Source organism: Kitasatospora sp. NBC_00070 (assembly GCF_045041205.1).
Classification (GTDB): domain Bacteria; phylum Actinomycetota; class Actinomycetes; order Streptomycetales; family Streptomycetaceae; genus Kitasatospora.
Genome location: NZ_CP108247.1, coordinates 914,291 through 935,876 on the forward strand (window position 1 = coordinate 914,291; position 21,586 = coordinate 935,876).

Genomic DNA, 21,586 nt, shown 5'->3' on the forward strand with positions numbered 1-21,586 from the left:
TGACTCTGAGCAACCGTCCGGGCTACGTTCGGTTCAGCACGACAGCCGCTGTGGACTCGATCCACCGGGGGGCGGTGTTGTCGCAGCGCGCCCTGGTGCGCGTTTCCTCATGCACATCGTCGTGCGACACCCGTGTCACCTGCACAGGCACTTTCCGCTGTCCACCGACCGTCGAGTAGCGTCAGGCAGAGCACCACACAGAACACCCATGGACCAGGTTCGCGGGGCCCCGGCCCCGTCGCAGCTCGCGAACCTGCCCGGGACACCGCCGCGTGGGGGCGTGCGGATCCTGGGAACCCGGCACCGGCGTCCGAGTCGCTCTCGTTCGCCGGGGCCACGCCTCCCGGCGACGGCGCACCCAGGTGCGTCCGGGGTTCTACCTCGGGAGGGGTCCGGCACTTGTGCCCGGACCGTACAGCAGGCGCCGTGCCTGGACGCGTGGGGGCGTTGGGCACGGCGTCTGTCTGCTTCTTACTGTGGGCCGTTACTTGTCGAACAGTCAACGAGTATCGGGCCATCAGATTTCCTCCCGGTGTCGAAACGGGGTCCGCGACCTGACCGAGTACCGGTCAGTTCGCGTCGGATCCGCCGACCCGCGAGCCCAACTCGCCGTCCCGGGTGCCCAGGACGAAGGCCCGCCACTCGGCCGGCGTGAAGACCAGGGCCGGCCCGTCCGGTGCCCGCCCGTCCCGCATCACGATGTAGTCGCCGACGAAGGCGACCTGAACTGCGCCGTTGCCCTGGACGTCGTCCGGGTCGCAGCCGAGCCACTCCGCCCCGGTGAGGTCCAGTTCGGGCTTCGGACCGTGCCCCTGGGCCACCGCCCCGCCCTTGCCCGCCACGCTGGTGCCACTGTCGGCCGCCACTGGGTGCTCCTCCCTGTCGAACGTTGCCCCAGCGTATCCAGCCGGCCCCGGCCCGGACCGGCTTGCGGCTTTCGCTCCTCCGCACAGGGCCGGATAAACCGTTCCGCCGCGCCCGCCACGGGTGCTGTGCTAGAGGGACACACCGGGTGGATCCGGTCGCGGCCGGGGGACGACTGCGAGAGTGTTGTCCCACGCCCCGTCAGGAGACGTCCCGTCAGACCGCGTACCGCAGAGGCCCGAGGAGCAGTCATGGAACGCCGGGAGGACCCCCGGGCCGATGTGATCCCCATCTCACAGGCCCCGTCCGCGCCGCACCCGGGCGAGCCGGAACCCGAGGCTCCGCGCCACCCCCGGCCGGCCGGGCTCGGGCGGGTCGGCGTGGTGCTGGTCTCGCACAGCCAGCGGCTGGCCGAGGCGGTCGCCGCGCTGGCGGTCGGGCTGACCCGGGCCGACGATCCGGCGGCGGTGGCCGCCACCGGGGGCAGCCTGGCGGACGGGCTCGGCACCAGCGCGGTCCTGGTGGCCGCGGCGGCCCGCCGGGTGGACCAGGGGCACGGGGTCGCGGTGCTGGCCGACCTGGGCAGTGCGGTCGGCACCGTCCGGGCGCTGCTCACCGACGCGGACGAGCACGGCCTGCCGTTCCCGGTCCGGCTGGCCGACGCCCCGTTCGTGGAGGGGGCGGTGGCGGCGGTGGCCACCGCCAGCGCGGGCGGGGACCTGACGGCGGTGCTGGACGCGGCCGAGGAGATGTACCGCCAACGCAAGCTCTGAGCCCGGCGATCCACCCGATCGGCACCGGAGTTCACCGGATCCGCACGTCGGTGGTGGTCCCGCCGATAGCATGCGGCGCAGTGCGCCCGAGGCGGGGAGGCCGCGGGCCGACGGTGGGGGGAGCTTGAACATGCGGGTGGTCGTGACCGGCGGAGCCGGTTTCATCGGAGCCAATCTCGCCCGGGCCCTGTTGGCCCGTCCGGAGGTGGACCACGTGGCCGTGGTCGACAACCTCAGCACCGGCAGCAAGGCGAACCTGGCCGGCCTGGACGTGACCCTGCACGAGGGCACCATCCTGGACCCGGCCCTGCTGGACGACGCCTTCGCCGGCGCCGACGCGGTGGTGCACCTGGCCGCGCTGCCCTCGGTGCCGCGCTCGGTGGCCGATCCGCTGGCCAGCCACCACGCCAACGCCACCGGCACCCTGGAGGTGCTGGAGGCGGCCCGCCGGGCCGGCGTCGGCTACCTGGTGGCGGCCTCCTCGTCCTCGGTCTACGGGGCCAACCGGGAGCTGCCCAAGCGGGAGACCATGCGGACGGCGCCGATGAGCCCGTACGCGGTCAGCAAGCTGGCCACCGAGGCATATCTGGCGGCCTATCACCACTGTTACGGGCTGGGCGTGCTGCCGCTGCGGTTCTTCAACGTGTTCGGCCCGCTGCAGCCCGCCGGGCACGCCTACGCGGCCGTGCTGCCCGCCTTCCTGGACGCGGCGCTGGCCGGGCGGCCGCTGACCGTGCACGGGGACGGCGGCCAGAGCCGGGACTTCACCTACGTCGGCACGGTCACCCAGGTGATCAGCGAGGCGGTGGTCCGCCGGGTGGTGCACGCCGACCCGGTGAACCTGGCCTTCGGCACCCGGACCACCCTGCTGGAGCTGATCGACGAGATCGGCTCGGTGCTCGACCTGCCGCTGACCGCCGAGCACGTCGACACCCGCCCCGGCGACGTCCGGGACTCGCAGGCCGACAACAGCCGGCTCCGGGAGCTGTTCCCCGAGGTGGTGCCGGTACCGCTGCGCGAGGGCATCGAGCGGACCGCCGAGTGGTTCCGGACGCTCTGACCCCGGCCCGGGCCGGGGCACCGAGCCCCGGTCAGGCCGGGTCGCCGGTGGGCGGGGTGAAGGCGAACACCGTCTCGGCCTTGCCGGCCAGCGCCACCTCCAGCCGGTAGCGGGCGTAGTCGTCCAGCTCGGGCAGCTCGGTCGGGGCGAACCAGGCCACCTCCAGCGACTCGTCGTCGTTCACCCGCGCCTCGCCGGAGACCCGGCGGCAGCGGAAGGTCAGGTCCAGGTACTGGCTCTGGTCCCCGTTCGGGTAGCTGATCAGCGGCGAGACGGTCACCGCGGCCAGCGCCACCGGCTCGACCACCAGACCGGTCTCCTCGAACACCTCCCGGACCAGCCCGTCGGCGGGCTGCTCGCCGGGGTCGAGGATGCCGCCGACGATCGCCCAACGACCCGAGTCGGACCGGCGGTTGAGCAGCACCCGGCCCTGCTCGTCGCGGACCACCGCCCCCACGCCGGAGAGCCAGAGCGGGCGGGTGCCGACGACGGAGCGCAGCTCCGCCAGGAACGATGGAATGGCCATGGCCCGACCCTATGCGGTCGGGCCCCGCCGGTGCCCGGCGAACCCCCGGGTCAGTGGCCCCGGCGGGCCATCGGGCGGGCCGGGGAGCCGATCACGGTGGTGTTCGCCGGTACGTCCCGGGTGACCACGGCGGCGGCGCCGACGAACGCGTACCGGCCCAGCCTGCGCCCCTGCAGCACCACGGCGTTGCTGCCGACGGTGGCGCCCTGCTCCGCGTGCACGGACCCGGACACGTTGCCGCCCGGATAGACCGTCACCAGCTCGGCCAACACCGTGTCGTGGCCGACCGTCGCGTTGTAGTGCACCTGGCTGTGCGCGCCGATCCGGACGCTGCTGGAGACGTACGCTCCCCCCATCACCAGACAGCCGGGGCCGAGCTCGGTCTCCGGCGCGACGATCGCCCTCGGGTGCACCAGCGTCACCGGGCGCCCGCCGAGACCGTCCAGCAGCGCGGCCAGCCGGGCCCGCACCGCCGGATCGGCGATCCCGATCAGATACCCCTCCCCGGCGGCCAGCTCCTTCGGCGCCCGCACCGGCAAGCCGCGCACGGTGCTCCCCTGCGCCCGGTCGTCCAGGAACCCGGCCACCGGCATCCCGGCCGCCAACGCCGTGTCCAGCGCCTCCCGCCCGACCCCGCCGGCCCCGACGATCCAGAACATCCGCACTACCTCCATTTGCACTGTCCAGGGGCTCGGGGCTGTGTTGATGTGCGGCTCCGCCGCGCGGGCGAGGAGATCTGGCGATCGGGTCACTGCGAACGTACCTGACCGGCTACGCGACGATCACCTTGCACGGGGCCGGCGTCGCAGTTCCCCGGGCCCCTGGTGGTGTACCACGGCTCAGGAAGCCTCCTCGACCGGGATCCGCGGGGCCGTCGCCTGCCGGGGCAGCACGATGCGGGTGGTGGTGGTCGTCGGGATCGGGAAGCCCGGGTTGACCCCGCCGATGGCGGTGATCCCGGCCGGGCGGAGCAGCTGACGGGCGGTCATCAGCAGGATCCGGAGGTCGAGTCCGACCGTCCGGTTGGTGATGTACCAGAGGTCGAGCTCGATCCGCTCCGGCCAGCTGATCGAGTTGCGCCCCTTGACCTGGGCCCAACCGGTCAGGCCGGGCCGGATCGCCAGCCGGCCCCGCTGCCGGGGCGAGTAGTGCACGACCTGCTCGGGCAGCGTGGGCCGGGGCCCGATCACGCCCATCTCGCCGCGCACCACGTTCCACAGCTGCGGCAACTCGTCCAGGCTGGTCTTGCGGAGCAGCGCCCCGAGCCGGGTGATCCGGGGTGCGTCGGGTTCGTCGGCGAAGCGCTTGTCCCGCATGGTGCGGAACTTGAGGATCTCGAACTCCGCACCGGCACGGCCGGTCCGGGTCTGACGGAAGAGCACAGGGCCGCCCATCGTGCAGCGGATCAGGATCGCGATCACCAGGCCGAGCGGAAGCGCGATGCTTCCGGCCAGCGCGGTGACCACGAGGTCCCCCCCTCGTTTCATTTCTCCCCCAGCGGGTGTGGTGTGAGGTTGGCTCAGCCGACCGACCAGGCCAACCGCTTGGCCCTGGCCACGGCCGCGTAGGTCTCCAGGGAGACCGCCGCGACGCCGCGCTGGTCGAACTCGGCCAGGGCGCGGCGACGGGCCGCCGCGCCCAGCTGCTCACGCAGGGCGGGCTCGGTGAGGAGCCGGCCGAGCGCGGTGGTGAGGGCTCCGGCATCGCCGGGCGGGGCGAGCAGCAGGTGCTCGCCGTGGGTACCGATCTCGCGGCAGCCCCGGATGTCGCTGAGCACCATCGGCAGGCCGCTGGCGGCGGCCTCCATGGCGGAGCGGGAGAAGCCCTCCCGGTAGGAGGGCAGGACGAAGACGTCCAGTGCGGCGTACAGCTCGGGCATGTCGGAGCGGCTGCCGAGGAAGTCGACCCCGGCCTCCTCCGCCGCCAGGGCGTCCGGCTTGTCGACGTCCTGCGGGCCGATCCAGCAGAACCTGGCCTTACCGGCCAGCGCGCGGGCCGCCGACGCGTACTCGACGATGCCCTTCTCGGCCACCCGGCGGCCGACCCCGGCCACCAGCAACTCGTCGTCGGCGACGCCGAGTTCGGCCCGGATCCGGGCCCGGGCAGCCGGGTCGGGCCCGAACCGGGAGAGGTCCACGCCGTTGCCCACCACCCGGGAGCGGCGGGCCGGCACGAACCGGGCCAGGGTCTGCCGGTCCTCGCCGTTCTGGTACAGCTCGGCGTGCGAGAAGCGGGCCGCGACGGCCTCCGCCCCGAGCACCAACAGCCGCTTGGCGAACGGGTCGTGGGCCTGCGCCCAGAGTCCGTGGCAGGTGTTGACCACCACCGGGACACCGGCCAGCCGACCGAGGATGCGGCCGAGCACGCCGGTCTTGGGATTGTGGGTGTGCAGCACGTCGGGCCTGATCCGGCGCAGCGCGCCGAGCAGTTCGCGGGCGGCGGCCAGGTCGGCGCCCGGCTGCCAGGCCCGGGTGAGCGAGGGCAGCGGCTCGTGCCGGATGCCGATCGCCTCGAGCTGCTCCAGGTACGGGCCGGGGGCGCTGATGCCGTAGGTCTCGAAGCCGGACTCGACGTCGACCCGCAGCTCGGTGGCCAGCAGCAGTTGCAGGCTCATGTCCACGGTGGTCAGGTGGACCACCCGGAGCGGGCGGCCGCCGGGGCCGCGCAGCCGGGGTGACGGCGTCTCAGGCACGGGCGCCGACCGCCTTCGCGGTGGCCACGATCCGGGCGTAGGCCCGCTCGGGGAACAGCCGGCCGTACAGCTTGGCGCGGTAGAAGTCGATCGGGTCGGTCCGGCGGACCGGGACCCGGCAGAACCGGACCGGGTCGAAGCCGGGGTCGTTCCGGCCGACCCGGCCGGTGGCGGAGGTGCGGAACCGGGCGCGCAGCGCCTCGTCCATGTGCGGAACGGGGACACCCCAGGTGTAGGCGAAGTGCTTCGGGCGGGTGCCGAGGTGCTGCTCGACGTCGTCGTTGCAGGCGTCCAGCTCGGCGGTGCTGAGCAGGGCGGGGCGGGCGTGACTGCGGGTGTGGTTGGCCACCGTGCAGAGACCCGAGCCGGCCATCTCCCTGAGCTGGTCCCAGCTCAGGCCGGGGGCGCCGGACTCCTTGGCGGTCGAGCCCTCCCAGCGCATCTCGCCGCCGACCTGGCCGCTGGCCAGGTAGATGGTGAACGGCAGGCCGCGCTCCCGGAGCAGCGGCCAGGCGTTCTCGTACACGTCGGCGAAGCCGTCGTCGAAGGTCAGCACGGTGCTCGGGGTCCGGCGGCCGGCCTCCAGCCGGTCGGTGGCCTCGTCCAGGCCGACCACCCGGCCGGGTGGCAGCTCGGCCAGCAGGTCCATCTGGGCGGTGAAGTCGGCGGTGGTGACGTCGAGTTCGTCGGCGGAGCCGCCGCCGACCCGGTGGTAGATCAGTACCGTGGCACCCTCGCCGGGGACCCCCCCGGCCACCCGTGCCAACTGCTGCTTGACCCTGCCCCGGATGTCTCCGGACACAGCGGTGCCAGCCATCCTTCCCCCCTCTGCGATGCCCTCCCCGGCACCGCAAGTGGTCCAGCGCACGGCGGCAGTTGCCGACCGGGCGGGACCCAGACTAGGGGGATGTGTGGGGCTGATGCCCGGAAGTTGTGAAAGAAGCGCGCAGATAGGCCGAAAATCGGCCGGTCCGATCAGCTCGATGCCGGACCGGACCGGATCTGACCGGCGCATTCACCCCGCGTACGCCGGGGCGAAGGGTGATCGGGGGGACCTACAGAGCGGTCCGCTCGCCCCGGCGGAGCACCGCGAAGGCGATCCGGCCGAGCAGCAGCACGCCCGCCGCCAGGCAGCCGGCCACCGCCATCGCCCAGGCGGGGCCGTCGCTCTCCGGGACCAGCACGGCGGTGAGGATGCCCATCGCGATGCAGGCCGCGCCGACCACGGTCAGCAGCACCTGGTGCCGGTGCAGGGCCGCGCCGGCCCAGATCCGGGCCGCGGGCTTCCCACCATGATCACGTTGCGTCTCTCCCATGCCACCCACGGTATACCCGTCGCCCGCTCCGTGACGGCCGCCGGGCCCCGGCCCGGCGCACCCTACCGCGCCCGCCCCGAGCCCCCTGCGCGCTCCCGCGAAATCTCGCCGAAACGCCGTACAACCATCGGTGCCCCCGAGTGGTCTCCACTACATTGAGCGATCCGGATCGAGCTCGGCCGCCGGTCGGGACGGTGCCCACACACCGCCCGCCGGCCGCCCGGGCCCAGCAGAGCCAGCAGCAATCGAGAGCAGCGAACCAGGCCGTCCGCGGAGCGGGTTGGGAGTCCCCGCCGTGGTCGACCGAGCCGAGGGCGGCGCCGCCGCGCCCCGGGACCGGAGGGCGGTCAGGGCCCCCCGGTGGTACCACCACGCCGCACCGGCGACCGAGGGGGGCCCAGTGCCGCAGTCCGAAGCCACCACACTCAGCAGTACCGTCAGCAGCCGGCCGGCGAAGGCCGGCGCCAGGACGGCCACGGCCGACGACGCCGGACCGGAGCCCGACCGCGGCGGCTGGCTGCGGTTCTCGCCCGCCCAGCCGCTGTTCCGCGCCCGGGCCGCCCAGCGGCTCGCGGTGCTCGCCTACCACGGGGTGACCGATCCCCGGTCGTTCGGCGCCCAGCTCGACCGGCTCCGGCGGCTGGCCACCCCGGTCTCGGTCGACGACGTCGACCAGGCGATCGCCGAGGGGAAGCCGCTGCCGCCGCGCTCGGTGCTGATCACCTTCGACGACGCCGACCGCTCGGTGCTCACCCACGCGCTGCCGGAGCTGACGGCCCGGGGGATTCCGGCCGCCGCCTTCGTGATCTCCGAGCTGATCGGCACCGACCGCCCGTTCTGGTGGCACGAGGCGGCGTTCCTGGCCCGGCACGGCGGTCAGGCCCGCTCGCTGCGCAGCCACGTCCGCCCGGAGCAGCTGCTGGCCCGGTTGAAGGCGCTGCCGGACCCGGACCGCCGCCGCAGCCTGCACGAGCTGCGGGTCAGCGCCCGCCGCCGCCCGCCGGGGCAGGACCAGCTCTCCCCCGAGGACCTGCGGGCCCTCCAGGACGGCAACGTCGCGATCGGCAACCACACGCTCGGCCATCCCTGCCTGGCCCGCTGCGACGACTCCACCGTGCAGACCGAGATCACCGGGGCGCACCAGGCGCTCACCCGCTGGCTCGGCGAGCCGCCGACCGCGTTCGCCTACCCGAACGGCGGCTACGACCCGCGCGCCGACACCCTGCTGCGCCAGCTCGGCTACCGGCTCGGCTTCCTGTCCGACCACCGGCTCGGCCCGCGGCTGCCCGTCCACCCACTCCGGATCAGCCGGCTGCAGGTCGACTCCACCACCAGCACCCGGCGCTTCGACACCATCCTGTCCGGCCTGGAGCCCGCCGTTCAGCGCTGGCGCAAGAGCCCGACCGTCACGGAGTGACGCCGGGTCGGCTCCCGGGGCAGGTCACCGGGAGCCGACCCGGCGTCAGGCCGCCGCGCGCCGGGAGCGGAGGTTCCGGACCTGACGGTGCAGCCGCTGGACGGCGACGAACCGCTCCATCCGGTTGGCCAGCGTCAGCCGGTACTTGAGCCGCAGCTGGGCGGGCAGCCCGTCGATCCGCTCCACGCCGATCGCCCGGAGCAGCCGGCTGACGTGCTCCTGGTAGGCCGCCCGGTAGCCCCGGTCGCCGTCCGGCACCGACCAGAAGAACATCGGGAGCTCCTCGACCAGCGTGTTGTGGTCGTAGGACCGCAGGTACTCGGCGAACTCCGGCTCGGGCCTGGCCAGCAGCCACTCCCGGACCAGCTCGATCGAGCGGACCCGGTCGATCACGCCCCGGGGATCGGTCTTCACCTGGGTGATCGACAGGTCGCCGCTCTCCCGGACCCGCCAGTGGTAGATCGGCTCGGAGAGCACGTCCACACTCTTCGCCAGGTAGTGCAGCGGGACGCTGACCGGGGCGTCCTCGTACAGGATGCCCTCGGGGTAGAGCACGCCGGCCGCGTCGAAGAACGAGCGGCGGTAGACCTTGTTCCACGCCGTCCGGTCGGTCACCAGGCTGGGCACCTCGCGCACGTGGGTGCTCAGCCTGGTCTCGGCGAACGGCCTGCGGTGGCCGTGCGAGGGGAACAGCCCGGCCACCCGCAGCCGCAGCGCGTTGCCCGCCACGAAGTCCGAACCGGACTCGTCCAGGGTCGAGACCATCAGCTGGTAGGCGCCGGTCGGCAGGGTGTCGTCACTGTCCACGAAGGTCAGGAACTCGGTGCCCGGGGCGAGATGCCGCCAGCCGGTGTTGCGGGCCGCGCCGAGGCCCTTGTTCTCCTGCCGGACCAGCCGGAAGCGCGGGTCCCCTGCGGCGAACGCCTCGGCTATCGCCGCGCTGCCGTCGGTCGAGCCGTCGTCGACCAGCACACACTCGAAGTCCTCGAAGGACTGCGCGGCTATCGACTCCAGGCACTCCTGGAGGTAACGCTCGACGTTGTAGATCGGGACGACGACGGAGAGTCGGGGCGACATCGGCTCCGTGGGCCTTTCGGTCGGTGGTGGCGACCGTCCTGCGACCGGTCATCGACCTCTTGGTATACACGTAACCCCTCCCCGCTGACCAGCAGCGGCCGGACCGCGTCCGAACGGCCGGGGCCCGGGGCCGGAGCGGCCGGACGGTCGGGGACAATGGACCCGTCCAGGGCGCCGGAGGAAGCACGGCACCCGTCCGTGCCGGGAGTCCCCACGTGGTGTCCGAGAACCTCGAGCTGCTGTCCGACTGCGCGAACTGCTTCGGCCTGTGCTGCGTGGCCCTGCCGTTCGCGCGGTCGGCCGACTTCGCGGTCACCAAGGCGGCGGGCACGCCGTGCAAGAACCTGCGGACCGACTTCCGCTGCGGCATCCACGCCGAGCTGCGGACCACCGGCTTCACCGGGTGCACGGTCTTCGACTGCTTCGGCGCCGGGCAGAAGGTGTCCCAGATCACCTTCGAGGGACGCAGCTGGCGGGAGGCGCCCGAGACCGCCGGGGCGATGTACGAGGTGTTCCCGGTGATGCGGCAGCTGCACGAGCTGCTGTACTACCTGACCGAGGCGGGCACCCTGCGGGCCGCGAAGTCCGTGCACGGGCAGCTGCGCGCGGCGCTGGAGCGGATCGAGGCGCTGACCCGGGGCACCGCCGCCGAGCTGCTCGCGGCGGACGTGCCGACGATCCGTCAGGAGGTCGGCGAGCTGCTGCTGCGGGCCAGCGAACTGGTCCGGGCCGGGGTGCCGGGCAAGAAGCGCAACCACCGGGGCGCCGACCTGATGGGCGCCCGGCTGGCCGGGGCGAACCTGCGCGGGGCCAACCTGCGCGGGGCGTACCTGATCGCGGCCGACCTCAAGCGGGCCGACCTGCGCGAGGCCGACCTGATCGGCGTGGACTTCCGGGACGCCGACCTGACCGGGGCCGACCTGACCGGGGCGCTCTTCCTGACCCAGGCCCAGCTCAACGCGGCGCGCGGGGACGCGAGCACCCGGCTGCCGTCCGGGCTGCGGAAGCCCGGTCACTGGTAACGGTCAGCGCACCGGCGCGGGCTCGGCCAGCAGCCGGCCCTCGGCGTACCGCAGGACGGCGGGCGGCAGGCGGCCGACCCGGCCGCTGAGCAGCACCGTGACGGTGCCGCCGCCGGCGGGCCGGTCGGTGCCGATCCGGCGCAGCGCCTGGGCGGCGACCGCGTCGGCCGAGCCGTGGCAGACCGGCAGCGGACCGCCCGGGGCGGCCACGGCCTCCCGGATCTGCTCCGCCAGCAGTTCGTAGTGGGTGCAGCCGAGCACGATCGCGTCCGTCCGGGCGGGCGTCCGCGCGGCGGCGTCGGCCACCGCGGCGGCGATCGCCTCCCGGTCGGCCCGCTCCACCGCATCGGCCAGCCCGGGGCAGGCCACCTCGGTGACGGTGGCTCCGCCGCCGAACTCCCGGATCAGCTGCTGCTGGTAGGGGCTCCCGGTGGTCGCCGGAGTGGCCCAGATCGCCACCCGGGCCCCGGCCGCCGCCGCAGGCTTGATCGCCGGGACGGTCCCGATCACCGGCAGGCCGGGCTCCAGCTCGGCCCGGACCACCTCCAGCGCGTGCACCGAGGCGGTGTTGCAGGCGATCACCAGCGCATCCGGCTCCAGCTCGGCGGCGGCCCGGGCACAGGCAAGCGCGTGCGCGGCGATGTCCTCGGACGTACGCGGCCCCCAGGGCATCCCGTCGGGGTCGGACGAGAGCACCAGGTCCAGGTCGGGGCGGCGGCGGCGCAGGGCCGCGGCGGCCGCGAGCAGTCCGAGTCCGGAGTCCACCAGTGCGATCTTCACGGTTCACGACTCTACTGGAGCCGCCCCCAGGAGGCGGGACCGCGCTGCCGGCTCCACCATCTAGGGTCAGGGGCTCGGGGCCCTGCTGATGTGCGGCTCCGCCACGTGGGCGACGCCGATCTTTATGCAAGCGCTCGGGCATCTACGGTCAGGGGCTCGGGGCTCTGCTGTTGTGCGGCTCCGCCGCGTGGGCGACGCCGATCTTTATGCAAGCGCTCGGGCATCTACGGTCAGGGGCTCGGGGCTCTGCTGTTGTGCGGCTCCGCCGCGTGGGCGACGCCGATCTTTATGCAAGCGCTCGGGCATCTACGGTCAGGGGCTCGGGGAACGGCGCCCGGTCAGAACCATAGGTTCTGCCCGGGCCAGGTGAGGCGATCTTCGCTCTCCCAGGAAGGGCAGTAGCCCTGACCTGGAGGACGCCCCGTGACTGCCACCCTGACTGAGACCGCCGTACGTGCCGACCGTGACACCTTGCTGGGCCTTGGCTTCACCCCCGAGCAGCTCGCCGACCTTGGCCTGTGGGAGGTGACAGCAGGCACGCCGGACGAACTCCGGGAGGGGTACGTCCGGCGTAGCCGGAAGCAAGACGATCTGACCAACCTCCGGAGTCACGTCCGGGACCTGGCGTTCTGGGCCAGGAAAGAGGGCGTGACGCTGCGCCACATCTGGTTCGAGCAGAAGTCGGCCAGTAAGTCCTGGGTCCGGCGTACGGAGTTCGACGGTGCCTGTGATGCGGTGCTGACGGGGATCTCCAAGGGCCTGGCCGTGTGGAAGACGGACCGGTTGTCCCGGGAGGGGATGGGCAAGGTTGGTGTCCTGCTGGACGAGTTCGACAAGCGCGGGGCTTCCCTGGTCAGCGTGTCCGAGGGTTTGGACAGTCGGAAGGGTGGGCGCCTGCTGTTTGCCATCTTGTCCGAGCGGGCGCGGGAGGAGGCTGCGGAGATCGCGTTCCGGGTCACCAACGGGATCAACGCGCACAAGGAGGAGGGGTGCTTCACCGGTGGCAACGCCCCCTACGGGCTGCGGGCCACGGGCAAGAAGGGTGCGATGCGGGTGGAGCCGGACCCGGTGGAGTACGGGCCGTCGCGGCGCATCGCCGTCCTGCTGCGGGAGAACAGGCGGCCGAAGGAGATCGTGGCCGTGATGACCGCTGACGGGGCCGTGCGGCGCAACGGGAAGCCGTGGACGGAGCGGGCGATTGTGGAGCTGTGCCATTCCCCGTACTGGGCCGGGCTGGTCCCGGAGTCACGCCCGGTTCTGGACGAGCACGGGCAGCCGACGGGGAAGTGGGACCGGCCCGGCGTCCTGATGGGTCCGGACGGGCTGCCGGTCACGTGTGGCGAGGGCGTCGTGACGTACTCGGAGTGGGTGACGATCCAGGGGAACCTGTCCGCCCGCTCTACGGGCAAGCCCCGGGCCAATGGGCGGGGGCGCGGGCACCGTCAGCGCGTTGCCCTGCTGCCCCTGATCCTGCGGTGCCCGCACTGTGGCGGACCCGCCAGGAGTGCAGGCGTGACCCTGACCTGCCGCGCCCGTGCGGAGCAGGGCCCGGCCGCCTGTGCCGGGTTCACTACCACGTCCGCCCGGCTGGAGGCTGCGGTGGAGGTGCTGTGGATCAACCACGTCAAGTCCCTGCCGCCGGGGTCCGCGACGGTCCAGGCGATCGGCCGCCGTTGGCTGGGGTTCATGAACCCGGAGCAGACCGCGCAGCGGGACAAGCTGCGCTCCGCCCTCCAGCAGGCCGGGGAACGGCGCACCCAACTCGATGACCGGTACTACCTCAAGGGGATGCCGGAACGGGCGTACGAGCGGCTGGCGGAAGCCCTCGACCTCCAGATCACCACCCTTACCGCACAGTTGTCCGCCCTGTCCGGCGAAGACGACCTGGCGCCGCTGGGTGACGGGGAGACGTTGGCGGAGCTGTGGGTGTCCCAGGACGTGGATGGGCGCCGCGCCCTTCTCCAGGCCGCCCTGGGCCACCTGACGGTCCGTCCGGCAGCACGGCCCGGGGACCGCACGCCGATCGAGGATCGCATCGTCCCAACGTGGATTGACGACCCGCAGCCCGGGGTGCGGGCGCTGGCCGTACAGGCCGCACAGCGGACCCAGCAGCGCAAGACCAAGGGCAGCGCCGCACTCACGCTGACACCGGCCGCCTGACGGCCCGTAGGGACCACGACGGCCCGTCACTGGGATCATCCCCGGTGGCGGGCCGTCCGCATGCCCGTGGGCCCCTGGGCCCGAAAACCTGTGGTCCCTGCGCAGGCCGTGCCACAGAATCAAGACCACGACCACCCGTAGCTCAGATGCCAGAGCACCGTCCAACAAGGCGGGGGACGCCGGTTCAAGTCCGGCCGGGTGGTTCGCACGGGTGGGCTCGATGGGCAGAGCAGCCGTCTCCAAAGCGGAAGGCTGGGGGTTCGAGTCCCTCCGCCCGTGCCAAGCCCGTCACTGTGGATCAATCCCGGTGGCGGGCAGTTTGCATGTCCGCACTAACTACCTTATGTAGTCATAGATTTACACAGAGTCCCGGCTAGTACTGCGATGGCTAGCGGCACACGGATACCTACATGTCAGGCAGCCCTCCGGCAGGGCATTTGACCTGCGGAAATGTAGGAATGTAGGAACTGTAGGCGTTTCAGACAACACCCCATACGCATATAGGGCTCTACCGGGAAGTGCCTCCGTTCCTGCATTCCTACATGGACGGCTCCGGCGTCCCGCCGCTCTACCTGTGCACCCCATAGACATGTGAGAGCGGGATTCCCGCGCATCCCAACCGGGCCTGGCGGTCCGAGGCCCCACTCTCCTAGCCCGTGTGTACTTCCGGGCGCCCAGGGTCCGTCGGCTAACCGGCAAGGCCGCCCCCGTCCGGGGGAAGCGCAGGTTCGATCCCTGCCGGACCCCCTGGTCCCAACCCGCCGGCTCGGGACCTTCCGCCCGCCTGGCAGCGGCGATCCGAGGCTGGCAAAAGAAACTGAGCGGCTCGGCTCAGCGTTGCTTTCCGGGTCGCTCAGCTCTTGCTCGCCCTCCGAGACCGACGCAACCGCTAGACGCTCGAAGGGTGCTCCCATCGTGTTGGCCTTCACGGCCACCGAGGGACGGTACCGAAACGGGCCGCTCGACGCACTCGCCACCAAACCTGGTTGTGGGCGCAGATACAGCCAAAGCGGTCTCGCACAGCCCGGCAAATCAATCTTCCGCCGTGCCCCAGCCAGGGGCAACACCTGCCCAATCCCGGGCGGGCAACGGATACCAATTTCGTACCCGAGGGGGCCCGTGACCGAGAGCACGACTGTTGACCGCTACGGCCCCGCGCCGGGGATCACCCCGTTCAGCGTTCTCCGCAGCGACATGGGGCCGTGGGTCAAGCGGCGCCGCATGTGGCGGGAGCTGGGCGTCGGGGCCGATGAGGGCCGGGAGCATCTGAACACGATCGGCCTCGACGACAACTTCGGTGGCAAGGGCTTCAAGGCCGGTGCCTCCGTCTTCGATCCCGTCCTGGCCGAGGCGTCCTACCACTGGTTCTGTCCACCCGCAGGGCGCATCCTCGACCCGTTCGCGGGTGGTGCCGTCCGTGGCCTCGTCGCCGGGAACGGCGGCTACCGCTACACCGGCGTTGACCTGAGTCCCGGTCAGGTTGCCCTCAACCGGGACACCGCTGATGACTGGCACGCCCGACAGCTCCTCACCACACACCCGCACTGGGTAGTTGGTGACGCCAGGGACGCCCTGGCCGATGTGCCGGACGGCAGTGCCGACTACGTGTTCACCTGCCCGCCGTACCACTCCCTGGAGCGGTACTCGGAGGACCCGGCGGACCTGTCCAACATGACCTGGGACGCCTTCACCGAGGCGTACAGCAAGGTGATCCGGGAGTCCGTCCGGTGCCTGGCCAACGACAGGTTCACCACCTGGGTCGTCGGTGAGGTCCGGGGCAGCACCGGCCGCCTACGTGGCCTCGTCCCCCTGACCATCGCCGCCCATGAGGCCGCCGGGGCCCGGCTGTACAACGACGCGATCCTGCTGAACAGCCTTGGTACAGCGCCGATGCGGCTGCCGAACCAGTGGCGGGCGAGCCGGAAGATCGGCCGCGTCCACCAGTACGTCCTGACCTTCGTGAAGGGCGACCCCAAGGCGGCTACCCGGGTGATCGATGGAGGCGAGGCGTAGTGCGCCGTACCTGCCTTGACTGCCCGGCCCGTGCTGTCCGCCGTGGCCGGTGCTCCAAGCACCACGCGATCTACGTGAACCGCCGCACAGCGGTGGACCGTTCACAGCGGTGGCGGGCCGTGGCCATGGGTCATGACGCTGCCGCTACCGTGCGGCGTTCTCTCCGGGCCGCCGGCTCCGGGACCTGCGTGGCCTGCACGGTGGACTACCTGCCGTCCGCTCTGGAGGTGGACCACATCCAGCCCCTGTCGAAGGGCGGGACGGACACGGCGGACAACGTCCAGTTGCTCTGCAAGGGCTGCCATCGGGCGAAGACCCGGCGGGACCTGGGGCACGAGACGCCGCCGTTCTAGCCACCTTTTGAAGGACGGTCCTCAAGGACCTCTCTGGCCTTCTTCATGGTTCGCGGATGGCGAAAAAGCGCACTCTCAAAAAATCGGGCCGAAGGGATCACAAGAATTCCAGCTAGCCCGATCAATGCCATGCATATGACAAATCCATTACTATTCAAGAATGATGAATTTGTGCGTAGTCCTGGACTTTCAGTCAGCGTCATTAGGCATGCCATTTCAGCCAGGAGAACGAAGGGCACATAGCCATAGACGGCCATCCCAAGCCCTCGAAGAAGTGTCGCCTCGCGCGATGTTCTAATGATTAGCCTCCCCGCTTCCGAGCTGCGCGCATACCTAACATTGACCCTCTTCGACTCCTTCACAAGGGCCGACACGAAAGATCCTTGGCTCCGCAAATCCGAAAGAGCCCTCCGGATCTGAACTGCTAACGCAAGGCTCAGTGCGGGGATGATCACCGAGCACTGTTTGGCTAGATCAGTACTAATGGCCATATGCCCAATTGTCCGCGCTGCGCGCTCTAGCTGCCTGTCGGGAGTTGCCCCTGCCCTGGTCTACAAGCAACCGCCGGGCGGAGCTTCCACCGAACTGGCGGGCCCTCCGCCGCACTGTCCTGACACGTGATCAGTACTGCTGTGTGGCTGTCCTGGTGGACGCCGGGCGGTGCACGGAGGTGGCAACGGACGTGGACCACATCGTCCCCGGCAGTGACCACAGCCTGACCAACCTCCAGGCGTTGTGTCGTTGGCACCACCGGCGGAAGACAGCAGCGGAAGCGACAGCAGCACGTGCCCTGGTTCCACGGCCCACCCGGGTCCGGCCGGTGGACCGCCACCCGGGCGAGTTGGCCTGACACGCGACCGCGGTCGCATACCTATGCTCGGCCCGCTGCATGGTCATGTTCGCTGCGCTGCTGAACGGCCTCCCAGGGGTAGGGGGTGACCCCCTTGGGCCCTTCCCCGGCCCCCGCAGGCGTATAGCACCTCGCCATCTGTACGGGTTCCAGGGCCGCGAACCAGGGACCCAGCCCGCCGGCTCGCCCGCTGCATACCCATGCTCCGACCGATTGGGGGTGCCCATGCCCGGACCCGTACCGAAGCGGTCCGCCCACCGCCGCAGGCGCAACAAGGACGAAGGCCCGCCGCTGGTCACCGCCCAGGCCGGACACGCCCCGCCGGTGCCCGAGCCCAACGCCGACTGGCACCCCGTCGCCGAGCAGTGGTTCAGCTCCCTGCGGGAGTCCGGACAGGCCCAGTTCTACGAGGCATCCGACTGGGCCGTTGCCGTCTACATCGCCGAGGCGATGAGCCGGAACCTCAACCAGGGCGCCCGGTTCTCCGCCCAGTTGTTCCAGAGCGTGCTGTCCGGCATGACCGACCTACTGACCACCGAGGGTGCCCGGCGACGGGCCCGCGTGGAGCTGGAGCGCCTGGGCGACGGCGAGGACCCCGACGAAGTCGCCCACCTGGTGCTGATGGAGCACTACCGCCAGGCCGCCGACGCCGCCGAGAGCGGGTAGCGGATACCAATTTCGTACCCGAGGGGGTGGTTGGCTGACCGAGCTGTCCCCCGTCCGGACCTGGCCGGACAGCATCCCGCCCCGGAACCGCACCCTCGGCTGGGCCATCCTCAACTGGACCGGCCACTACCTGCTCCAGCCCGATGGCCCGAGAGCGGGCGAGAAGTTCAAGTTCACCGCCGAGCAGACCCGCATCGTTTTGCGCTGGTACGAGATCGACGCCGATGGAGCGTTCGTTCACCGGCAGGGCACCGTCCGCCGCCTCAAGGGCTGGGGCAAGGACCCGTTCGCGGCTGCTCTCGCTGCCGTTGAGTTCGTCGGTCCGTGCCGCTTCGGCGGCTGGCGTCCGGACGGCACTCCGTTGGTGGTGCCGCACTCCGCGCCCTGGGTCCAGGTCGCCGCCGTCTCCAAGGACCAGACCCGCAACACGATGCGGCTGTTCCCGGCGATGCTGTCGGCCCGGTTGATCAGTGAGTACGGCGTCGACCTGGGCAAAGAGGTGATCTACTCCCGCGCCGGTGGCGTGATGGAGGCGGTCACATCCTCGCCTCGTTCACTGGAGGGTGGCCGCGCCACCTTCGTGATCTTGAACGAAACCCACCACTGGATCGCCGCGAACCAGGGCCACGAGATGGCGATGACCATCGCGGGCAACGTCGGCAAGTCCCGTGGTGGTGGCGCCCGGACGCTGGAGATCACCAACGCCCCGCAGCCGGGCGAGGACTCGGTGGCCGAACAGACCTGGCACGCCTGGTCGAAGGTCGCCGAGGGCAAGGCCCGATCGTCCGGTCTCTACTACGACTCAGTGGAGTCCCCGCCCGTAGACATGTCCGACCCGGACCAGCTCCGGGCCGGGATCATCGCCGCCCGGGGTGACTCGGACTGGCTGGACGTCGCCTGGATCATCTCCACGATCTACAGCGGCCACATGCCGCGCTCGCGCAGCCAGCGCATGTTCCTGAACCAACTGGTGACCGCCGAAGACCAGTTGATCGCCCCAGAGGACTGGGACCGCCTGGCCGCCGATGAGGGCCTGGCCCCGGGTGACGAGATCACCCTCGGGTTCGACGGGGGCAAGAGCGACGACGCCACCGCCCTGTGCGCCGTCCGCGTTCGGGACCGCCTGATCATGCCCCTGGGCATCTGGGAGGCCCCCGACGGCCCGGCCGGTGACGGCTGGGAGGTGGACCGCCAGGCCGTTGACGGCGTAGTCCGCAACGCCCTCGCCGTCTACCGGGTTTCGGCGTTCTTCGCCGACGTGGCGCTGTGGGAGTCCTACATCGACACCTGGTCGGAGGACTACCGCGAGCAGTTGCTCATCAAGGCATCGCCCCGCTCGGCTGTTGGCCGGGACATGCGCGGCGGCCTCGCCGAGCTGACGGCCGCGAACGAGCGGCTGTTGTCCGCTCTGGAGAACGGCACCGTCCGCCACGGGCCCGCCGGCTCGCCGCTGGCGGCCACCCTGCGCCGCCACGTGCTGAACGCCAGGCGCAGGCCAAACCGGTACGGACTGTCGTTCGGCAAGTCCTCCCGGGAGTCCTCCCGGAAGGTCGACGGGTACGCCGCCGTGCTGCTGGCCGATCTGGCCCGGCACAGGCTGCTGGAGTCCGGCAAGACCCACAAGCCCGAACGTTCGGGCGCCGTGTACTTCTTCTGAGAGACAGGGGCCCACCTGACCAACGCTACCCAGGTTGCCCCGGAGGCAGCCGCCGAGACCGGGCTCGCCGCCCTGCGTACTGACCTGGTGCGGTTCGACCGCATCGACCGGTACCTACGGGGGGACCACGACGGCCCCTACCTCCCGCGTACGGCCACCGAGGAGTACAAGCTCCTGGCCAAGCGTGCCATCTCCAACTGGCTGCCCCTGGTGGTCAAGACGACCGCGCAGACCATGGCGGTGGAGGGCTTCCGGCGCACGGACACGGCCCCCGACACGGCACCGGCGGAGTGGCAGGCGTGGCAGGCCAACCGCCTGGACGGCCGCCAGGCCGCCATCCACCGCAGCGCCCTGACCTACGGCCAGTGCTTCGTCACCGTGCTGGAGGACCCGGCCCTACCCGGCCAGGCCCGTATCCGGGCGGTGTCGCCGCGCCGCATGATCGCCTTCTACGACGACCCTGAGGCGGACGCACTGCCCATGTGGGCCCTGCGAGTTGACGCCGTTCCGGCCAGCTCCGACCAGGCCGCGCACGGGTGGTTCTACGACGCCTCCGGCGTCACCGAACTGAGCATCGGCGGCAAGGAGGGCACGAAGGCCCTGAGCTTCACCGCCCACAACCTGGGCGTCTGCCCCGTGGTGCGCTTCGCCCCGGAGATCGACCTTGAGGGCCGGGTCCTGGGCGTGATCGAACCAGTGATCACCCTCCAGGACAGGCTGAATCAGGGCGTGTTCGACCAGCTCGTCGTGCAGACCTTCGGCGCGTTCAAGGTGCGCACCATCTCGGGCCTGGCCCCGGAGCTGGTACGGGACCCCGAGACGGGCGAGCCGGTCCTAGACAACGCCACGGGCAAGCCGCGCGTCGTCCCGATCCAGGCGGACGCCAGCCGGTTCCTGGTGGCACCCGACCCCGATACCCGGTTCGGCCAGCTCGACGAGACCCCGATGACGGGCTACCTCGAAGCGGTGGAGGCGGGGGTGCGCAGCCTGGCTGCCGTCTCCCAGATTCCCGGGCACCACCTGCTGGCCACACTGCTGGCCAACATGAGCGCGGAGGGCCTGAAGGCAGCCGAGGCCGGGATGTTCCGCGCGATCGAGGAGTTCAAGAAGACCTTTGGCGAGTCCTGGGAGACGGTCCTCGGCCTGTGTGCCCAGATCGCCGGAGCGGCGCCCGATCCGGCCGCCCAGGTGGTGTGGCGTGACGCGGAGTCCCGGTCGCTGTCCCAGACCGTTGACGCGCTCGGCAAGGCCGCACAGATGCTCAACGTTCCACCGCGCGCCCTGTGGCGCCTTATCCCCGGTGTCAGTGCGACTGACGTGGAGGAGTGGGCCCAGACGGCTGCGGAGGACGACCCGGCCACCCGCCTGGCCGACTCCCTGTCCAAGGCAGCCGCGTGAGCGCAGCCGTCCTGCGGCTGGTGGAGCAGCACCGCCGGGCACAGGCCCGGATCGGTGCCGCCGTCGCCGCCGAGTCGCTGGCCGCCTGGTCAGCTGTCCGTCCCAACTCCCTGGCCGTCACCGGCGCTACGTGGCTCGCCACGGTCATGGCGGTGGTGCGGCGGGAGCGGGAGCGGTCCCGGGACGTGGCAGCGGCGTACTACCGGCTGCACCGGGCCCTGGCCACCGGCACCACCGTGCCGCCCCGCCACGGCGGGTACGCCGCCGACTCGGTCTCGCTGGCCGACCTGCGGGCCGATTGGGCCCGGATCTCGGGCCTTGACGACGACACCGAAGGAGGTGAAAGCCAGACGGACGCCGTGCAGTTGGAGCTATTCGACTGGCCCCTGCCGGACGACGGCGCACACGAAGCGGCGGCCCGCACCTCCCTGGCGGTCACCGGCCCTGTACGGGCCAAGCAGGCCGCCGACCGGCTGACCGCAGACCTGAACGCCGGACGCCTCGACGGGCCCGGATACGTCGCAGCCCTGGATGACGCCACCGCCCGCGCCGGGATCACCGCCGCCGGTAGCGCCGACCGGGAGGTACTGCGCGGCGGGCGGGACCTGCTCGCCCAGACCACCCGCCGTGACCGCCGGGTCCTGGGCTGGGCCCGCGTCCCGGACGAGGACCCGTGCTCCTGGTGCGCGATGCTCGCCAGCCGTGGCGCCGTCTACAAGTCCAGGGACGCTGCCGTTCTGCGCAACTCCGCCGACGGTCTGCCGGACGATCCGGAGGACCTGGAGAAGTACCACCCGATGTGCCACTGCCAGATCCGCCCGGTCTACAGCCGCACCGACCAGGTCTCGCCGGACTCCGAGCGGTACCGCCAGGAGTGGCGCACCGTCACCAAGGGCCTGAGCGGTCCCGCCGCGCTGTCCGCGTGGCGCAAGCACATCTCATCCCAGCGGCGCTGACCGCAC

At 71.6% G+C, this 21,586-nt stretch carries 20 protein-coding genes and 3 tRNA genes; 14 read left to right on the plus strand and 9 right to left on the minus strand.

Translation table 11 applies throughout. The features are described 5' to 3' along the window. Positions 1-569: 569 nt before the first annotated feature. Entirely contained in the window at positions 570-842 is a 273-nt protein-coding gene (locus OHV05_RS04205) for a DUF397 domain-containing protein (protein WP_405021384.1), read from the minus strand. A 273-nt stretch (positions 843-1,115) separates the two neighbouring features. On the opposite strand from OHV05_RS04205, the gene OHV05_RS04210 reads away from it, so the two are divergent. Both OHV05_RS04210 and OHV05_RS04215 read left to right on the plus strand, forming a co-directional pair. Next, a complete protein-coding gene (locus OHV05_RS04210) occupies positions 1,116-1,637 on the plus strand; it encodes a PTS fructose transporter subunit IIA (RefSeq protein ID WP_405016396.1) in 522 nt (173 codons plus the stop codon). A 130-nt stretch (positions 1,638-1,767) separates the two neighbouring features. Beyond that, complete coding sequence (locus OHV05_RS04215) at positions 1,768-2,697, plus strand: NAD-dependent epimerase/dehydratase family protein (protein ID WP_403043542.1); 930 nt, start codon at positions 1,768-1,770, stop codon at positions 2,695-2,697. Positions 2,698-2,728: 31 nt separating this feature from the next. Here OHV05_RS04215 and OHV05_RS04220 read toward each other — a convergent pair whose 3' ends face one another. The 6 genes from OHV05_RS04220 to OHV05_RS04245 all read right to left on the minus strand — a co-directional run bounded on the left by OHV05_RS04220 (position 2,729) and on the right by OHV05_RS04245 (position 7,231). Then, the gene (locus OHV05_RS04220) at positions 2,729-3,223 is read right to left on the minus strand and encodes an NUDIX hydrolase (RefSeq protein ID WP_405016397.1); all 495 of its coding nucleotides are present in this window, start codon (positions 3,221-3,223) and stop codon (positions 2,729-2,731) included. A gap of 50 nt (positions 3,224-3,273) precedes the next feature. Then, on the minus strand, positions 3,274-3,882 hold the full coding sequence (locus OHV05_RS04225; RefSeq protein ID WP_405016398.1) for an acetyltransferase: 609 nt from the start codon (positions 3,880-3,882) through the stop codon (positions 3,274-3,276). Between the two features lie 180 nt (positions 3,883-4,062). Next, positions 4,063-4,710 (minus strand): sugar transferase, encoded by a 648-nt coding sequence (locus OHV05_RS04230; protein ID WP_405016399.1) that lies wholly within the window; start codon positions 4,708-4,710, stop codon positions 4,063-4,065. Positions 4,711-4,742: 32 nt separating this feature from the next. Further along, on the minus strand, positions 4,743-5,915 hold the full coding sequence (locus OHV05_RS04235; RefSeq protein WP_405016400.1) for a glycosyltransferase family 4 protein: 1,173 nt from the start codon (positions 5,913-5,915) through the stop codon (positions 4,743-4,745). Beyond that, entirely contained in the window at positions 5,908-6,732 is an 825-nt protein-coding gene (locus OHV05_RS04240) for a polysaccharide deacetylase family protein (protein WP_405016401.1), read from the minus strand. The genes OHV05_RS04235 and OHV05_RS04240 overlap by 8 nt, the downstream gene beginning before the upstream one ends. Before the next feature lie 238 nt (positions 6,733-6,970). Continuing rightward, positions 6,971-7,231 carry a hypothetical protein gene (locus tag OHV05_RS04245; protein ID WP_403043525.1) on the minus strand — a complete coding sequence of 87 codons (261 nt, stop codon included), beginning with the start codon at positions 7,229-7,231 and terminating at the stop codon, positions 6,971-6,973. Positions 7,232-7,631: 400 nt separating this feature from the next. Between OHV05_RS04245 and OHV05_RS04250 the strand changes: the two genes are divergently transcribed. Next, positions 7,632-8,648, plus strand: a complete 1,017-nt coding sequence (locus OHV05_RS04250) for a polysaccharide deacetylase family protein (protein ID WP_405016402.1) — start codon at positions 7,632-7,634, stop codon at positions 8,646-8,648. A 45-nt stretch (positions 8,649-8,693) separates the two neighbouring features. Here OHV05_RS04250 and OHV05_RS04255 read toward each other — a convergent pair whose 3' ends face one another. Continuing rightward, positions 8,694-9,725 carry a glycosyltransferase family 2 protein gene (locus tag OHV05_RS04255; RefSeq protein ID WP_405016403.1) on the minus strand — a complete coding sequence of 344 codons (1,032 nt, stop codon included), beginning with the start codon at positions 9,723-9,725 and terminating at the stop codon, positions 8,694-8,696. Positions 9,726-9,943: 218 nt separating this feature from the next. Here OHV05_RS04255 and OHV05_RS04260 point away from each other — a divergent pair, with 218 nt between their 5' ends. Next, entirely contained in the window at positions 9,944-10,747 is an 804-nt protein-coding gene (locus tag OHV05_RS04260) for a pentapeptide repeat-containing protein (RefSeq protein ID WP_405016404.1), read from the plus strand. 3 nt (positions 10,748-10,750) lie between these two features. Here OHV05_RS04260 and OHV05_RS04265 read toward each other — a convergent pair whose 3' ends face one another. Then, positions 10,751-11,527: a glutamate racemase gene (locus OHV05_RS04265; protein WP_405016405.1), complete on the minus strand. Its 777-nt coding sequence runs from the start codon at positions 11,525-11,527 to the stop codon at positions 10,751-10,753. A 423-nt stretch (positions 11,528-11,950) separates the two neighbouring features. On the opposite strand from OHV05_RS04265, the gene OHV05_RS04270 reads away from it, so the two are divergent. The 10 genes from OHV05_RS04270 (at position 11,951) to OHV05_RS04315 (ending at position 21,580) form a co-directional block, all read left to right on the plus strand. After that, a complete protein-coding gene (locus OHV05_RS04270; RefSeq protein WP_405016406.1) occupies positions 11,951-13,687 on the plus strand; it encodes a recombinase family protein in 1,737 nt (578 codons plus the stop codon). Between the two features lie 131 nt (positions 13,688-13,818). Continuing rightward, positions 13,819-13,890 (plus strand) — tRNA-OTHER (locus OHV05_RS04275). Between the two features lie 4 nt (positions 13,891-13,894). Continuing rightward, positions 13,895-13,969: transfer RNA gene (locus OHV05_RS04280), tRNA-Trp, on the plus strand. Positions 13,970-14,364: 395 nt separating this feature from the next. Beyond that, positions 14,365-14,434, plus strand: a tRNA-OTHER gene (locus tag OHV05_RS04285). A 372-nt stretch (positions 14,435-14,806) separates the two neighbouring features. Further along, positions 14,807-15,700 (plus strand): methyltransferase domain-containing protein, encoded by an 894-nt coding sequence (locus OHV05_RS04290; RefSeq protein WP_405016407.1) that lies wholly within the window; start codon positions 14,807-14,809, stop codon positions 15,698-15,700. Between the two features lie 149 nt (positions 15,701-15,849). After that, on the plus strand, positions 15,850-16,053 hold the full coding sequence (locus tag OHV05_RS04295) for an HNH endonuclease (RefSeq protein ID WP_405016408.1): 204 nt from the start codon (positions 15,850-15,852) through the stop codon (positions 16,051-16,053). A 1,075-nt stretch (positions 16,054-17,128) separates the two neighbouring features. After that, positions 17,129-17,569 carry a hypothetical protein gene (locus OHV05_RS04300; RefSeq protein WP_405016409.1) on the plus strand — a complete coding sequence of 147 codons (441 nt, stop codon included), beginning with the start codon at positions 17,129-17,131 and terminating at the stop codon, positions 17,567-17,569. 199 nt (positions 17,570-17,768) lie between these two features. Beyond that, positions 17,769-19,226 carry a terminase gene (locus tag OHV05_RS04305; RefSeq protein ID WP_405016410.1) on the plus strand — a complete coding sequence of 486 codons (1,458 nt, stop codon included), beginning with the start codon at positions 17,769-17,771 and terminating at the stop codon, positions 19,224-19,226. Positions 19,227-19,313: 87 nt separating this feature from the next. Continuing rightward, positions 19,314-20,624, plus strand: coding sequence for a phage portal protein (locus tag OHV05_RS04310; protein ID WP_405016411.1), 1,311 nt, complete (start codon positions 19,314-19,316; stop codon positions 20,622-20,624). Beyond that, entirely contained in the window at positions 20,621-21,580 is a 960-nt protein-coding gene (locus OHV05_RS04315; RefSeq protein WP_405016412.1) for a hypothetical protein, read from the plus strand. The genes OHV05_RS04310 and OHV05_RS04315 overlap by 4 nt, the downstream gene beginning before the upstream one ends. The last annotated feature ends 6 nt before the right edge of the window (positions 21,581-21,586 follow it).